The sequence below is a fragment of the Pseudomonas pudica genome (assembly GCF_015680405.1).
In the GTDB taxonomy this organism is placed as follows: domain Bacteria; phylum Pseudomonadota; class Gammaproteobacteria; order Pseudomonadales; family Pseudomonadaceae; genus Aquipseudomonas; species Aquipseudomonas pudica.
Genome location: NZ_JADLJS010000005.1, coordinates 149,752 through 166,200, shown reverse-complemented (window position 1 = coordinate 166,200; position 16,449 = coordinate 149,752). Strand labels below are relative to the sequence as shown.

Sequence of the window (16,449 nt, the reverse complement as noted above, 5' to 3'; positions counted from 1 at the left end):
GTGGCTCAGGAAAGCCAGGCCCGGCGCCAGGCCTCCAGGCGCTCCCCCTGAAGCAGCCAGTTCGACCGGACAGCATTCTGCAGGGCATCCCCCAACGCTGCCGACGCGTCGCGCTCCTCCAGATGCAGACGGATGGCCCGCAGCCAGTCAGCCGTCTGGTTCTCCACCCTCGACAACGGCAAGGTGTCTGCGCCGGCAAAACCGGCCACCCGGCTACAGATCACCGGATGCGCGCAAGCAGCGTGCTGAAGCACCCGCAGGTCGGCCGAGCAGGCATTGCCCAGGGTCTCGGCCATCGGCACCAGCGCCAGATCGAGATTCAGGGCTGCGAGGCTATTACCCAGGTTTTCATCAGAAACATGCGGGTGGTGCTCCCGGACGAACGGCCGCAGCGCTGGTGGGCAGTCGCCCAGAACGACCCAATCGACCTCATGCGCCATTGCCGGCACTACCTCGGCCAGCAAGACGGCATCCTTGTTACCGATCCAGCCCAGACGCGGCTTTTGCGCCATGCGCCGCAAGCCTTGCAACTGGCCCCAGGCGACAGGTAGCGCGCTTTCGAGCAGGTGCACGTCATCGTGCTGGCCTTGCAACAGCTCCGCCAACGCCGGGGCAGCGACGACCACCCTGTCTGCCTGCATCAACCCGTAGCGCATGCGCTGCAGTAATTCATCCGCACCCAGGCCGGCGGCGAACCCCATTTCCGGGATATAACCGTCCAACTCATACACCTTGAACGCTTGAGAGAAGGCACGTAGACGACGCAAGGTCTGCAACCCCCCATCCGCCAGCGGACGCTGCAAGACAATACTCGAAGGCGCATAGCGCTGTATGTCCACCAGGGTCAGAACCCCGATGGTCACCGAACCATCGATCACGCCAGCATTCCGCAATGCCATGAGAGGCTGTATTACACGGGTCTGTCCAGCCGCCTGCTGGTCAGCAGCGAAAGCCAGCACTGTCGGAGCGATGCCTTGCAATGGTCGCCAGCACAGCCCGTTATCCTGCCGCGCATGGCTGTGACCTACAAGCAATGACTGGTTGGCGTTGTAGGAGGGATCACTGACCAGTTGCGGCAACCAGCGAGCGTAAAGCGCATCTTCCTGTTCAGCACCGATTGCATCAGCGGGGGCTGCTTCCAGCAGCAGCCTGGCACGTGGAGTCCAGACATTCAGGTAGCCGGCCTGCTGCAAACGCAGGCACAGGTCGGCTTCAGCCCAGGGTTCCAATAACGGGTCGACGGAGAAACCACCCGATTCAAGGAAGGTTTCACGCCGCACCATCAGACAACGATCACCCACGACCACACCGTTGCGTTCGGTCACCAGCGCCGCCAGGTCGCCCTTATCGCCCAGGACCTGCCCGGCAAATGCAGGACCGACGCTGCCGCCCATTCCGAGTACCTGGCCTGCCTGTTGAATCACCCCATCGGGGCTCGCCAGCATGCACCCCACAGCACCGACCTCAGGGCGCTGCGCATGGTTGAGCAAGGCAAGTAGCCAATCACCATCATTGACCATGGCGGCAGCATCCAGCCATAGCAGAAACTCGCCCTGCGCCTCCTGAGCCGCTGCGTTGCACATGGCCGCACGAGACTGCCCCGGCATGAAACGCAGTACCTGGACACGTCCTGGTTCAACCTGGCTCAGCATGTCCAGCCACTGAAGCAACACAGGATCGTCATTGCCTGGCTCTACCAGCAGCACTTCATGCGTGACAGCTGCCGTGTTCTGCAACAACTGCTCAAGGCAGCGCTGCAACCGTGACAAGTCGCCTTCGATGTAGATGATCAAACTCACCGAGGCCGGCCGCGAATGCCCATAGTCGATCTGGTAGCAATTCGCCGCCTGCTCGATCGAATCAACCTGCGCCTCAGGATAACCGCGCTCCAGCAGGTGCTTCTGGATGACCGTTCGCTCATCGTCGCATACCGTGACGTCTGGCCGATTGGCGATCAACAGCGGCTCGCTGATATGACCCACCACCCCCAACCCATGCTCGACAATCAAGCGTAACTGGTAAGCCAGTTCGTAGGCGCCACCTGCAGCCGGGTCGAACCCACCCTGCTGCACGAGCGTGCACCTGTGGTACAACCAATGCCGCGACAATGCGGCCGGATGTGCCAGCAACATGTCCAGGTTGAGGTCGGGTCGCAGGCGAGCTTCAACGCTGTCATCGGCTCCACGCACAGCCTCGTCGGCAAACACCGCACCAAATGCCACCTGGGCCTGTGACAGGTCGAGGGCCGCCACCAGCAGGCCACTGGCAGTGAATTCCACTCCTGCGTCAACCACCATGCACCAATCACAAGGGCTGCTTTCCAGCAGGCCATTGATAGCGGCCAGCGGCGCTCGAGCATCAGCAGACACCCACTGCACGTTCGGACGACGCGGCTCCATCGCTCCCAGCACACAGACCTGGATGCGTTGATACAGCACGTCGTCCAGGCTCCCGAGGGTACGCGCCAAGGCTCCCGGATCGCCATGATCCAGCACCAGCACGGCAATCGAAGGCGCATCGGGTGCCGCCAGCCGGTCCTGCATCAACTGCAACTGCTGCGGCAGCGGGTAACGCTGGCGCAGCCATGTCAGCATCCCGCCGTTATTGCCGGCCGTCTCGCGACGGGCTGCAAACTGGGTCTTGGCGATGAACACCTCGAGTTGCTGCCAGAAGGGTGCCGTTCGCTCCACATAACGCTGCAGTGCACCTTCCAGCCCTGCACTGGCACGCTCGAACGCGTCGGGCCGATCGAGCATGGCGAAGCCGTGGCTGCCGATGAAGCTGGCTTCAAGAAACTGCTCGTCGATGCCGTGCCCAGGAATGAAGATCACCGGGCAGCCACAAAGGACCGCGATCACACAGGTCATCGACCATTCGTGGGTATAAAGCACCTCGGCCTTGCGCAGCAGCACTGCCAGCTCGGGTAATGTCAGGGCATTGGCCATGCTCAGCAGTTGGATATCGCCAGGCAACTGCGAATAGTCGATCTGCTCCAGCGGGTGGCGATTCTGGTAAAGGTACTTGCCTTCACGCAGCGTGCCCGGTGCCGGAGCACTGAACAGTTCGACATCGATCGTCGGCAGGCACAGCAAATCGCCATCGGGATAACCATGCCGCGCGGCGATCAGGGCACCGGAATAGAACAACAGGTCTCTGCCTGCGGCCTGCATGCTCTGACCGGTAAGAAAACCCTCGAAGTTCAACAGGAAGCGCGCTACCACATCGCAGCCAAGCGGGTTGCCCACCACCACTTCCGGATAGACAGCGATCGGTACCTTGCCTTCGGCCTGATGCCGCTTCTGGGTCAGCGGGTCCAGCAACGGCGTTTTCAGGTCCGGATTGACCACCTGACCACCACAGATATAAGCCTCCCGCCCGTTGAGGTTGAGCACGTGGCAAAGATAGTGCAGCGACGCGACGCCCGAGGAGGTTTCCCGGTAGTCTGGTGCCAGGATGTAATACGGATGCTCCGGTTTGGCGTACATCAACCTCAGGCGCGTCAGTGCCTGGTCGAGCGAATGGGCGTCAACCCGGGCAGAATTGGGCATCGCTTGGAAACTCCAGAATCAGGAAAATACAGGCAGCCGGCCTCAGACAGCACGTGGCTCGGCAAAGAACTGGGCGATTGCTGTACACACACGGGCAACCTGGCGAGCAGTCATGTCCGAGTAGAGTGGCAAGCGCACCAGACGCTGGGCAACATCGCAGGTTACCGGCAGTTCTCCGACGCTGCGGGAATACCGCAGGCCGGCAGGTGAATCGTGCAGCGGTACATAGTGGAACACCGCATGGATATCCCGCTCGCGCAAGAACTGGATCAGTTCGCTGCGCTCATGGTTGTTGCGCATCAACAGGTAGAAAATGTGCGCATTGGCTGGCCGTCCGCCCGGCGTACGGGGAAGCTGGAAGCAGCCATCGGCTTCCAGCGCCTGCAACTGATTGTAATAAGCTTCGTACAAAGCACGCCGATGGGCGTTGATGCTTTCCCCCTGCTCCAGCTGTGCATAGAGGAAGGCAGCCGTCAATTCACTGGGAAGGAACGAAGAGCCGACATCGACCCAAGTGTATTTGCTGACTTCGCCCCGGGCGAACGCCTTGCGGTTGGTACCCTTCTGCCAGATGATTTCTGCGCGCTCGATCAGTTTCGGGTCGTTGATCAGCAACGCCCCTCCCTCACCGCTGATGACGTTCTTGGTTTCATGGAAACTCAGGCAACCGAGGTGCCCGATGGTACCAAGCGCACGGGTCTTTTCCCTGGCGAGAATCGCCTGCGCAGCGTCTTCGATAAGCATCAGGCCGTGGTTGTTGCAGATGCGCAGCAGCGCCTCCATGTCACAAGGCTGCCCAGCATAATGAACTGCCACGACCGCCTTGGTTTTCTCGGTGATCGCGGCTTCGACCAGACGCTCGTCAAGGTTGAGGCTGTCCGGGCGTATATCCACGAATACCGGAACCGCACCACGCAGCACGAACGCATTGGCGGTAGATACAAACGTGAAAGACGGCATGATGACCTCATCCCCCGGACCGACATCGGCCAGGATCGCCGCCATCTCCAATGCAGCGGTACAGGAATGGGCCAGCAGCGCCTTCGGGCAACCCAGGTTGTCTTCCAGCCATTGCTGGCACGATTGAGTGAACTGTCCATCGCCAGCGATGCCGCCATTCATCACTGCCTGGGCGATATAGAACAATTCCTTGCCAACGACGAAAGGCTTGTTGAAAGGTATGACCTGATTGCTCACGTTCGTATTCTCCAGCGCGTGCGTCAGATGAAATCGCTCAGCGGCAGGTAGCCGCCGATGAGCGCATCGAGAAACTCGACCTGTACTGCCTTCTCCAGGCCGTTACGGGCAAAGAAACCCCTCGCACGCTGGTAGTAGTGGCCCTCAAGCGCCTGGTCGGCATCGGTATGCCCTGCGTCATAGCCATGCTGGGAAAGCGCCGAACATTTGACTGCCGCGTATTTGCGACAGCACGCTTCGACTGAATCATCAAGCATTGCGCGCCGATGTGGCCGGGTGTATTCGAAATACGCGCGAGCCTGGGGCGAGAGTTGCAGTCCCTGTAACAGCGCCGACAGGTTATCGGCCAGCCAAGGCGCAAAGTGATAACCATCCCGCCGCGTGCCGGTCGCAATGAAGGTGTTGTCATTGAGTTGGCCGATTACCGGATAGCCATCAAGGCTGACCGGTCGATAGCCGAAGTTGTACCGCACGAAACCGCTGGCACGGTGCATCTGGTTGACCTGGTTGATCGCTCCATTTATCAGGGCAGCCACGGACTCGGCGCGTGGCACCTGTTCGTCGACCGTGGTGATCAGGTTGGTCGCTCCAACCACGAACAGATCGTCCTGGTACGGCGCATGGTAGATACCACAGGCGCCACCACGATTTGGCGTACGAAGCACGTAACGTCCCTGGATCCCCGGGTTCTTCAAAACGACAGTAGCACCGACGCCGTTGATGACCCGAATGCAGTCGTCTTCGGCCCACAGCCGGGTCGCCTTGCTGCCGTTGGCCAGCACCAGACGTTCCGCAGCCAGCACTCGGCCATCGGTCAGGCGAGCACCACAGGTTCGGCCTCCGATCTTGTCGAGAGACTCCACCACGCCCTCGACGAAGCGCACACCGCGCCTTGCCAACGTCTGTTGCAGGGCCTGGATGACACCATCGGGATTGACCACGCCTTCGCGGGGCAGGAAAAGGGCGTTGCGGCTTCGGTAGGCCGAAGCCGGCGAATAGGCCGGCTCCAATGTCGGCTCGATCCGCTCGTACGGCTCGGCAAACTCCTCGAGATAATCGGCGATGGCGTCAAACGCCTGGTCCTCGAACCTGTTGGAGGCATTGTTGTTGACCAGCACGGTACCCAGCCGGTAGTGCTCTGCGGGAATCTCGAACTCTTCGACAAACGCCCCCCACAACCGCGCGGAAGCCTGGCTCAATTCGAACTTAAGGCGGTCGCGCGGTTTGTCCAACGCACCCGGCTCCAGCTCCGCGAACGAGTTGAGCATGGCTGCAGCAGCCATGGAGGCGCTGTAAGGCCGCGACATCGGGCCTACCACTGTAATGCGCTCGGCAGGAACCGAACGGGAAAGGCCGGCAGCGATCGCCAGGCCAACCATGCCGTTACCAATGATCAGGAACATGGCATGCCCTCTTACAGCACTTTGACGATGCACAGGGACGGGTAGGTCTGCGATCGCTTGATCTCGTGACGCACCTTGCCCAACACTTCAGCTACGTAGGCGTAACCCTCGCCTGGCAGAAAATCACGCTGCAACTGGAAGAACACCAACTGCGAACCGGGGACGCAGCGCGGCAGGATCTGTTCCAGGGCAAAGCGGGTCGGCCCCTCCAGGTTCATGTCGAAAAAGGCCAACGCCACCAGCAGGTTGCGATTCTCCTCGATGAAACGTGGCAAGGTATCCTTGATATCACCCTCGACCACCTGATGTCCGCTGGAAACCTGTGGCAGGGCATTGATGCTCTCGTGCAATGCCAGCAAGTGGCGCAGGTAATCGGCATACCCGCTACCGGTATCGTAGCAACCGTCCTGGAAGTGCTCGTTGGTCACCTTGCTGTCGCTAGCGTGCGATTTGTAGCCGGCGAAGGTATCAAATGCCGCGATGCGGCGCTGTTTGTTGAACGGTTCGAAAATGGCCCTCAGATTCTCGCAGAGCACGGCGTTCTGGCCACGCCATGTGCCAAAGTCCAGCACCGAGCCGGGCAGCGAGACGATCTCGCGGTACAGGTCGGAAATCGCCAGCATCCGCGCAAGGGAGGCCGAGCGGATGAACAGGCCGAGGTTGCGCTCTTTTTCGGCGTCATCGAGCGGCGCATTGGCAAATGACTGCCAGAGTCGCTCCCGCGCCTCGAGCTGGCTGTCGCTGGACTGGGTTACGGAAGTAGAGCCTTTCTTGAGCATGGATATCTCCAGGAAACAGGGAAGTCGAACGGCAGGTCACGGGGCCTTGCGCACGAGGAGGGTGAATTCGTACAAGCCATAGTCATGCAAGAGTGCCACCTGCCTGGAGTAGGTTCTTTTGCACAGATCAAAGTAGAAGCACGGGTCACCGTAATACAGGTAGTCGCGCATGAATGGCGCGTCGGAGTAGCTGGTGAGGCAGTTGAAGGCAAAGCCTTTGGTCGAGCAGGCATCCATGTTGCGAAGCACCTCGGCAATATATTGTTCCCAGGCTTCCCGCGGGGTTTGCTGTGACACATTGAAAATACCGCTGGCTACCGCGTAATCGGCAGTCCGGGTGGGCCGGTCGGCGACCTCGAAGCAGGTGAACTGATCCGCACCGTGTTTGGCGCGAGCCGACGCGATCATCTCGGGCGACAGGTCATAGCCGTGATAGTCCACTACGCCGCCGCGCTCGCGCAGCCAGTCGAGCAATGCCCCGTAGCCACAACCCACGTCGACCAGACTGAAGCCTCGCTGCCATTCTTCCTGCGACACCAGCTTGAGCAACTGTTCGAAGCGCAGGTGCTGCGAAGCGCTTCCGTTCCAGTCAACTCCTTCCGGAGTGGCGCCATGCTCACGAATGCGCGAGGAATAGTACTGTTCGACTTCTCGCAAAATGGTCGTGCTCATGGGCGCCGCTCCAGGAAGGCAGGCGCGTCGGCGCCGGTATTGAACAACAGGTCGATGACACTCACCGCATGCTGAAACTCGCCGTACAGCTGCGGGTACTCGAGATAGCCGTCATAACCCATATACGACAGGCCAAGACCGGCAGTGGCGAACGCGGCCTCGTCCAGGTAACAGCTGGCTGCCGGTCCCGACAGGTAGTGCGTACCACCTACCGCCTGGCACAACTGGATGAGGCGCTCGTTCTTGCCAGTTGCATGGCCCAGATTTTCGGAACGGTACAGCGGTGTGCGGATACCCAGCAGAGGGCACAGGCCGGCAATGAACAGGTGATTGATTTGCGAAAGATGAGTGAGCTCGGCGGCCTGCTCGTAAAGCGCCCTGACAGGCCCTTCCATCTGCTGGAAGCAGGCCGCGCGGCGGTAGCTCATTTCGATGGTCTTCCAGTGCGCAGCCGCCCAGCCAGGCTCACTGACCTCAACTTCGTTGATCAACTGCTCGTAGCGCCCCTTGTTCTTCACCGGGATGCTCAGCCAGTGCTCTCCGTGGGCAGTCTTGATCTTGTTGCGGTTACGCCAGTCGCGGCGCGTGTACTGGACATCATCGAAGAGGATGAACGCATCGACGCTGCCGATCAGGTCGAAGTACCCTTTCCAGGGAATGTAGTTGGACTGCAGCACAGCCACTTTCTTTTGCATTCACAACCTCGTCCACACCACGTGAAACCAGGCGCCACGCCTGTCAATTATTTGCCGCCAGGCACAAAAAAGCCGGGCTCCTGCCCGGCTTTTGCAATTCCCGCGCCAGCTACTTGAACGGCGCCAGCCAGCTTGCTTGGGCACTGGCCCGCCGACCATCGATCGCCACGTCACGGGCAAATGCGCCCGGCCACTTCGCCAGCAACGCCTGGGCCGCCTCCTCGGGTGCCGGGGAAACTGCACCATCAATCATCAGCTGCGCCTGAGGAGTCCATACCACCAGGCTGCCGGCAGCGGTGACGGCAAGGCACAGGTCGACATCGGCCGCCACATTCCCCTGCAACCCGTCGCATTGCTCGAACACACCGGCACGCACCATCAGGCAATTCCCCGACACCGCCGGGCAACCACGCACGACGCCAGACCAGTGATCCCGGCTGCCGGGCTCTTCCGGCGAGCTGGCCCAGGGTGCATGCACACGCGGCCCTGCGAGCAGATCGTAACCGGCATGCGCAAGGCTGCCATCCATGCCGACCAGGCGCGCGCCAACCACCCCAACCTCCGGTCGTTGTGCCTGGTTGAGCATTGCCTCGATCCAGGCCGGGGAGATCACCTGGCAACGCTCGCTAAGCAGCAGCAGGTATTCACCGCGCGCGTGTCGGGCAGCCTGGTTGAACAGGTTCTCTCCAACTTCGGCGGCGACCAGACGCAGACGGCCGGCGAACGATCGAAATGCGTCTGACAGCAGGCCATGTTGCTCCTGGGTACAGATCAGCACGATCTCGTAGCGAGGGTAGCGAGTACGCTGGAACAGACTGGTCAGGCTGCGCTCAAGCGCAGACCGGTCGCCCTCATGAACCATCAGGATGCTGACAAGCGGGGTCGAGTTGTGCCGGAAATCGATGGCCAACCCGGCAGCGCCCTGATCGCTGACCTGTGCCTGATAGCCCAGTCGTTTCAGGTGACGGTCGAGAATGTCCACCGCCTCGGAACGCATCGGCTCCGACGCCTGTCCGCCGATCACCAGATATTCGTCCATGTGCGCCATGCCGCCGAGCCCGCGCTCTTCGACAAGACGCAGCAACAGATCGTATTCAAGCGCGTGGCCGAAACGGCTATCGAAGCAACCCAGATCAAGTACAGCCTGGCGGCGAAGCAACCAGTGACGCGACATCAGGGCCGGCTGGCTACGCAGCAGGTCGAGGTCGCTACCAGGGCGCATGATACCCAGCAAACGCCCCTCTTCATCGCGTTGTATCTCATCGGCACAAATGGCATCGCAGGCCGGAGACTCTCCCAGTTCCAACTGCAGCCGCAGCAGGCCGCCGCCGGCAAGGATGTCACCCGCCTGCAGCAACATCACCCATTCACTCGGCAACTGGCGCAGCGCGTGATTCAGGTGTGAAACCCAGTTACCTGGTTCCACCTGGACGAAATGCAAGGTATCCCGCGCGGTGGTGATGGCCGGCGGTTTCCCGGCTTTTAGCACCACCAGCTTGAAATTGCGCAGCCCGGCCGCCAGCAGGCTGTCGAAGGTCGCCTGCAGGGCCAGGTCATCGTCCTGCAGGTCCGCGACCACGAAACCAATTTGCGGGCCGGGCCGCTTGGCCAGTTGTGCAAGCACGCGTTGACGCACCGCGGACGCTGGCGTTGCGTCCGCCAACACCTGCAACAGCCGTCCCGAGGCAGTAGTTGCCAGCCACCCAGGCACGTCCTGACAGGGAAGGCTGTCAAGGCGCTCAAGCCAGGCACTCAATTCGCGGACTTTTTCCGCCTGCACTTCGTCCTCCAGGGTCGCCAGCAGACGCTGGCAGACGTCGCGGCTGAACAAGCCCAAGGCCAGGGCCTGCCAGTAACGCTGCTGCAGACTTTCTTTGGTGTCATTGGGATGCACCTCGAGCAGTTCACGCTGACGCACCCAGGTGCCTTCAAGTGCATGACGGTGCTCTTGCCCGGTTGGCCAGCCATGGCAGAGGAACTCGAGCTGCGCCAGGCGCTGGAACAGGCCCCTCTGGTAGTACGGCATCTCAATGTACTGCCGGGGTTCGAACTGGCGGTCCGGGTCGGCGATCACACTGGTCCAGCGCGAGGTGAACAGCAACGGCGGCTCGCCTGCATCGTAGCTGCCACGCACCAACCGGTTGAGCACGACAAAGCCCGCATCGCCGGTACATGTACCATCACGTTCGGCGTCCCACGCACGCAACAGACGCACAGTCCGCACCAACTGCTCTTCCCGGGCTACCGGCGACAAAGTGCGCGGCGCCAATTCACAGATGACGTCGGTCTGATCAAGCTGAATGATGGCCCCGTCGGCCAGCAACGCCAACGACAGCGCAACCCGCCAGCTGGCGAAATCCAGATCCTCCGGCAAATCCTTCAGCACCGAACGCAGCCTCTCGACCCTGACCACGGCGCGCCAGGCTGGCTGGTTCGCCAACGCATGCGCCCGAATACGCGCCGAGGCCCCCTCCCCTTCCTGCGCGGGAAATGCGTGTCCCAGCTTGTAATAAGCCACTTGACCATTGCCCGGAACATATCCCAAGGCGTAACCCTGAGCCCCTAGCGCCAGTGGGTTGGCACTCAGGCAGTCGGCAGCACTGTCCAGTGCCGGAGCTTGCACGAAGTCGGCATCCAGGGCCAGATTGACCAGCGGCGTGGCAACCTGCTGCAGCGCCTGACTCAGACGCGCGCTGCACACAGCGCCCGGACTATGGGTTTCAAGGGCTTCCAGTGCCAGGCAGGCAATGCCCGCCTGGCGGTAGTAATGCAACGCTCGCTCACGATGAGCGGCCTGATCATGACCCAGCAGCACCACCGTTACATCACTGCGCGGTCCGTTTGCGATATCGACCATAAAGCACCTTCGAAGGGAGAGTTGGGCGCCCGCTCGCAACGAACGCGAAAAGAATCAATCCGCCAGCCAGGCATTCGACCATTGCTGCAAATGCTGCGGCATCAGCACATAGTCCCGCAGCACCGTTTCGCGCAGGGCATCACCCTGGCGGTAGCTGGCCTGAGGGTCGGCCAGGTGCATGCGGATCGCATCCAGCCACTGTTCCGAGGTGTTGTTGCGCACCCGTGTGCAAGGCAGGTAGCCGTCATAGGCCTTGGTGTCGGTGCAAATCACCGGGAAACCGCACGCACCATACTCAAGCAGGCGCAAGTTGCTCTTGCAGTCGTTGAACAGGTTCTGTTCGAGCGGTGCCAGCGCCAGGTCAAGGTTGAGGCTGGCCAGCTTCTGCGGGTACGACGCCAAGGGCACGCCTTTGTGGAATTCCTTCACATAAGGCCGCAGGATATCCGGGCACATGCCGAAGAATACCCAGTCGACCTCGTCGGCCAGGGCCTTGATGACGTCCAGCAACAGCTCCAGATCGCCCCGGTGGCTGGTGCCCCCCGCCCAGCCCACGCGTGGCCGCGCGCTAGTCTGGCGCTCGCTGGCCAGCCCGGCCCACAGCGGGGCGGCGAGCATGTTGGGGACTACCCGGATATCGTGGTGCATGCTCGACAGTGCATCAGCCAGCGGCTGGGTCGACACCACCACCCGGTCGCACAAGGCAATGCCTTGGCTGACCAGCTCGCGCATGTTGGCCGGTATGTTCCGGGCATGGGCGTTCTTTTCCGGCACCTCGATGATGTAGTCGTCGATCTCGTAGATGCGCCGGGCGTTCGACAGGCGCTTGAAGCGCGTCATTTCATCGATCGAATTGACCGTGTAGCGACACTGCAAGATCATCACATCGGGCTTCTCGCGTTCGATATCGATCATCTCCGGGGTACTGTAATCAAGCCGCCCCTGGATCCAGCCCGCACGCTCCAGCTCGGTGAACGGCTGTGCCACCCGGTAGTGACCGACCGCCGAGGTGTTGATCGGCAGCGCCAACACCGACGGCAGCACACGGCTGATGAACGGGTCCCAGCCACGACGCTGTCCGGCATCAAGGTTGAAGCTGGCCATCTTCAGGCTCAGGTTGCGGTTGTAGGCAGGGTCGCGGGCAACCTTGGCCAACCAGCGTTCATGGAAGATGTCCTTGTCCAGCACCTTGCGCTGGCTGTCGGTCCGCACGTCGCGGGTCGAGGCGAAGCGCACGAGCACCGCATGGGGTGTCCATACCGCCAGATAACCTTGCTCGCGGATGCGCAGACAGAGGTCAGCGTCCTGCAGGCCGCCCTTGAGTCCATGCACATCGAAACCGCCCAGCGTGGCGAACAGCTCGCGGCGCACCAGCAGGCAGTCCAGGCTAAGCGCGCTCCAGTTCTGCACTGCATTGAGCCGGAGCATGTAGCCGCCGCTGTCAGCCGGCATGCCAACGAACGGGCTGCTGACGCCACCATGCAGCCCCAGGACCAGCCCGGCGCCAAAGATCTCGCCGCTTTGGGTACATAGCTTGGGCGCCACCACGCCGACCTCCGGGCGCTGGGCTTGAACCATCAACTGCTCCAGCCAGGGCCGGTCGAAGGCGGCGCAGGCGCTGTCGAGCATCAGCAGGTAGTCGCCACGGGCAGCCTCGCTGGCCTGGTTCAACTGCGCCAGCTGGCTGCCGCTGACCACCTCGATCACCCGCAATTGGCTGCTGCCCAGCCCCTGCATGGCCTGCAGCCATTGACGCAGGTCGGCAGGCGTATCCGGCGAGGCGATCAGCAGTACCTCGAATTGGCCATACTGGGTGTGTTCGAACAGGGACTCGACACAACGCATTGCCGCGCTCAGGTCGTCACCGAGCGTCACCAGGATCGAGACCAGGGCTTGCTCCGGGTGCCGGTACGCCACCCGGCACAACGACATGCCTTCGGCACCGACAACCTCGGCATCGACACCCAGGCGCCGCAGATGGGCTCGCACCACGCGTGGCGCCTGCTGCACGCAACGCGGGTCGCGCAGCCACTGGCCAAAGTCATGCTGGCAATGCACCAGGAGTTCGTCGATGTGCTCGATGACTTGCAGGCCCTGGCTTTCCGCCAGACGCCAGAGCAGGTCGTGGGGTGCCAGGGCATCGAAGTCCGTGTCGAAGCCGCCGACCTCGCGCAGCGCCGCACAGTTGAATGCCAGTACGCGTCCTACATACGGCAGGCTGCGCATCAGGTCGAGGTTGAAGTCCGGCTTGAAGATGGGGGTTGTCGGGCGCAGCCCGTCATGGCTACCTTCGTCGACATAGATACAGGCCCGCTCGCGAAGTGCCATGCGCTCGCCCATGATCGCCAGGGCATGAGGCACGAGACGGTCGCCAGCGCGCAACAGCAATACCCAGTCGGCATCGCCGGCGCGTGTCAGGCGCGCCTGCAACTGGGCCAGGCCATTGCCTTGCACCAGCATGCGCTCAACCCCGACCGGGTGGCCTGCCAATTCCAGCGTCGCAGGCGCCAGCAGCCAGCAGCCAGCTGCGGAATAGGACTGCGCAGCAAGGCTGTCGAGGGTCGCGCGCAGGGCCAGTTCATCACCCGCCTCGGCCCAGATCACCGGGACGATACGCGGCTGCCGGGCCCACTGCTCGAAGCGCTTGGGCAGGGCCTTGAGCTGTGCAGCCGACAGGTCACGGCACTCCAGCCACTGGGCATACACCTCTTCAAACGACAGGCAGTCAGTGCCAACCTGCTGCGCCTGGCGGGCCTGCTGAGCACCGTAAAGGCGGTTGAGTTCGTACTCGTCCCACTGCGCGCCCTGCTCGCCCTGGTACCGCTCCAGTGACAGATAGCGCACCCAGCCACTGGCTGGTGCGGCCTCGCTTGCCCGCGCAGCCAGCATTGCCTTTATCCAGTCGGTCTCGATCGGGAAGGCCAGGGTCATGCTTGCCTGGTGACTCAAACGTGCAGGGTGCAGACGCTCCATGCTGAGAAAGCGTGACAGATGCCCCAGATTGCCTCGGCGCATGAGGCAAATGTACAGCGCCATGTCCAGGCGCGCGGCAAACCCGCTGCCCTCCTGCACCAGCGCCGGCAGGAACTCGGCCACCAGGTCACGGCGCATCAGTGCATGGCTGAGGCCGCCGAACAGGTTGGGTGCGTTCGTCTCCAACGCTTCGAGCAAGTCGCTGCCCTTGACTACCGCATCCTCCGGGCACATCACTGCATTGAGCATGCGCGGCGGTAGCAAGGCATCGTCGGCTGCGCACAGCATGCGCTGGCAGATGGTCATGCTGACATCGGCATGCTGTTCCATGACCGCGGCCTGCAGGCCGACACATTCAGGGAACAGTCGGTCGTCGTCACAGAGAAACTTGATCAGCGGCCCTTCAGCATGCTCCAGGCACGCCAGCAGGTTGCGGGCGAACCCAAGGGTCTGTGGGTTGCGCACGTAGCGTACCGGCTTGCCGGTCTGGCTCACTACCTCGTCGACGATACGCTGGATCTCCAGGCCACGGCTGTCATCGCAGACCAGCACCTCCAGTGTCGAGTAATCCTGGTTGAGCGCGCTGAGCAAGGTGGCGCGGAAAAACTCGGGGTTGAAGGCTGGGATGGCGATGCTGACGAGGGTCTGTTGATTCACGGCGAAGACCTTGAAGAGGTGGCGTGACCAGCACCGAATGGGCTGGCACACGCCGGATGACGCGAGAGAGGTGAAATCAGATGTAGTTGACCAACGACAGGCTGGCGACCTTGGCATAGGCCTGCAGCGACGCTTGCAGCATGTTGGTCTGCATCTGCAGGCGCAGCATCACTTCAGCCGGGTCGCTTTCGCGGATCGAGCTCTGGGTCTTGGTGTTCTCGGTGCTCAGCGCCTCGTTGGTTTCGGCCTGCACATCCAGCGCCTGGCCACGGCCGCCGATCGCACTGACCGACGACGACACCTGATTGGTCGCACTGGCGATGTTGCCAACCGCCGAATCCAGCGCGGCGAGGAAGTTCTGCCGCGCCACCGGGTCGTTGTCCACCGGGCTGGTCAGTGCGGTACGCAGCTTGCCGATGGTGTCGAGGATGTTCTGGGTCTGGTGGGTATCGACCTTGACCGCGAACGAGTCCCCGGCATTCGGCGCACCGGACAGCTCGAAGCTGACCCCTGCCGCGGTGGCGGTGGTGCCGTTCGGCCCGCCCAGTGCACCCGATGCCACCGGGCGGCTGTCAGCAGTGACCGGTGCGGCGTATAGCTCGAAGGTGCTGCTGCCGGTGAACTTGAGTACCGCACCACCGCCAGGGAAAGCGGCCTTGTAGGCAGCCTCATCGGTGATGGTCGCGCCCGTCACTTGCTCGGAAGAGGTATTGCCGGGGCTACGGGTGCCGGAAACCTCATCGGCCTTGGAACTCAGGCTGAACGTATGCCCTGCGATAGCGGCATCTTCATTACCCTTGTCGCCATCCTTGAAGGTGATGTCCAGGCGCAGATCGACACCGCGGAAGCTGATGCTGGTGTTGTCGCCATTGGGGTCGAACTTGCCGCCCTGGCTGGCCTCGAGCGTGACGTCATTGCCGTCGACGTCGGTGATCTTGTATTCGGTGCTGCTGAGGAATTCGATGGTGTACGGCTCGCCACTGCGGAAGCGATCGTTGTACAGGCTGTTGCCGGAGACCTGGCCGTTGGACAGGCTGACGCGGCCATCGTCGGTCGCCGGCGCGGTCAGGCTGGTCTGGCTGCGGCTGGTGTTCAGCGCCTGCTCGAAGGCATCGTAGCCGGTTTCATTGGCCGCCAGGCTGAGCATGTCACCCACCTGCAGGTTGAGCTTGCCCTGGTCGCCCTGGTAGCTGTAGGTGCCATCGGCATTGCGCGCGTAAGGCGGGGTATCGCCCTTGGAGCCAGAGAAGATGTACTTGCCGTTCTCGTCCTTGCTGTTCATCAAGGAGAACAGCTGGTCTTCCAGCGACGCCAGTTCGTCGGCGTTGGCCTTGCGGTCGGCATCGGTGAATGTACCGTTGCCAGAACTCACCGCCAGCTCGTTGACCCGCTGCAGGATGGTGCCGATGGAGTTGAGGGTGCTTTCGGCAGTGCCCAAGGCATTGCGCACGTTGACGATGTTGCTGCTGTACTGCTTCAGCATGTTCTGCTGCTGCTCCAGCTGCAGCAGGCGCGCCGCCCCCACCGGGTCATCCTTGGCCGAACGCACGCGAATGCCATCGCTTGCCTCCTGCTGGCTCTTCACCGTCTTGGCAAAGTTGCTCTGGTAGTTGGCCTGGTTGGTGTTGTAGAACTGCGAAGTAGAGATGCGTACGCTCACGATCTACG

General features: G+C 62.0%; 9 protein-coding genes. All 9 read right to left on the bottom strand.

The genetic code is table 11. From position 1 onward, the window contains the following. Positions 1–5: 5 nt before the first annotated feature. The 9 genes from IRZ77_RS06070 to IRZ77_RS06030 all read right to left on the bottom strand — a co-directional run bounded on the left by IRZ77_RS06070 (position 6) and on the right by IRZ77_RS06030 (position 16,441). A complete protein-coding gene (locus tag IRZ77_RS06070) occupies positions 6–3,548 on the bottom strand; it encodes a glycosyltransferase (RefSeq protein ID WP_196173096.1) in 3,543 nt (1,180 codons plus the stop codon). A gap of 42 nt (positions 3,549–3,590) precedes the next feature. Then, positions 3,591–4,745, bottom strand: a complete 1,155-nt coding sequence (gene rffA, locus IRZ77_RS06065; RefSeq protein WP_178081806.1) for a dTDP-4-amino-4,6-dideoxygalactose transaminase — start codon at positions 4,743–4,745, stop codon at positions 3,591–3,593. A gap of 23 nt (positions 4,746–4,768) precedes the next feature. Next, positions 4,769–6,148 (bottom strand): NAD(P)/FAD-dependent oxidoreductase, encoded by a 1,380-nt coding sequence (locus IRZ77_RS06060; protein WP_196173095.1) that lies wholly within the window; start codon positions 6,146–6,148, stop codon positions 4,769–4,771. An 11-nt stretch (positions 6,149–6,159) separates the two neighbouring features. Further along, complete coding sequence (locus IRZ77_RS06055) at positions 6,160–6,927, bottom strand: class I SAM-dependent methyltransferase (RefSeq protein ID WP_046614598.1); 768 nt, start codon at positions 6,925–6,927, stop codon at positions 6,160–6,162. Positions 6,928–6,963: 36 nt separating this feature from the next. Further along, on the bottom strand, positions 6,964–7,599 hold the full coding sequence (locus IRZ77_RS06050; RefSeq protein WP_046614599.1) for a class I SAM-dependent methyltransferase: 636 nt from the start codon (positions 7,597–7,599) through the stop codon (positions 6,964–6,966). Then, complete coding sequence (locus IRZ77_RS06045; RefSeq protein WP_046614600.1) at positions 7,596–8,294, bottom strand: WbqC family protein; 699 nt, start codon at positions 8,292–8,294, stop codon at positions 7,596–7,598. Before IRZ77_RS06045 ends, IRZ77_RS06050 begins: the two co-directional genes overlap by 4 nt. 109 nt (positions 8,295–8,403) lie before the next feature. After that, positions 8,404–11,151, bottom strand: coding sequence for a glycosyltransferase (locus IRZ77_RS06040; protein WP_230386475.1), 2,748 nt, complete (start codon positions 11,149–11,151; stop codon positions 8,404–8,406). 54 nt (positions 11,152–11,205) lie between these two features. Next, positions 11,206–14,781 (bottom strand): glycosyltransferase, encoded by a 3,576-nt coding sequence (locus tag IRZ77_RS06035; protein WP_196173093.1) that lies wholly within the window; start codon positions 14,779–14,781, stop codon positions 11,206–11,208. 76 nt (positions 14,782–14,857) lie between these two features. Next, positions 14,858–16,441 carry a flagellar hook-associated protein 3 gene (locus IRZ77_RS06030; protein WP_046614603.1) on the bottom strand — a complete coding sequence of 528 codons (1,584 nt, stop codon included), beginning with the start codon at positions 16,439–16,441 and terminating at the stop codon, positions 14,858–14,860. Positions 16,442–16,449: the final 8 nt, after the last annotated feature.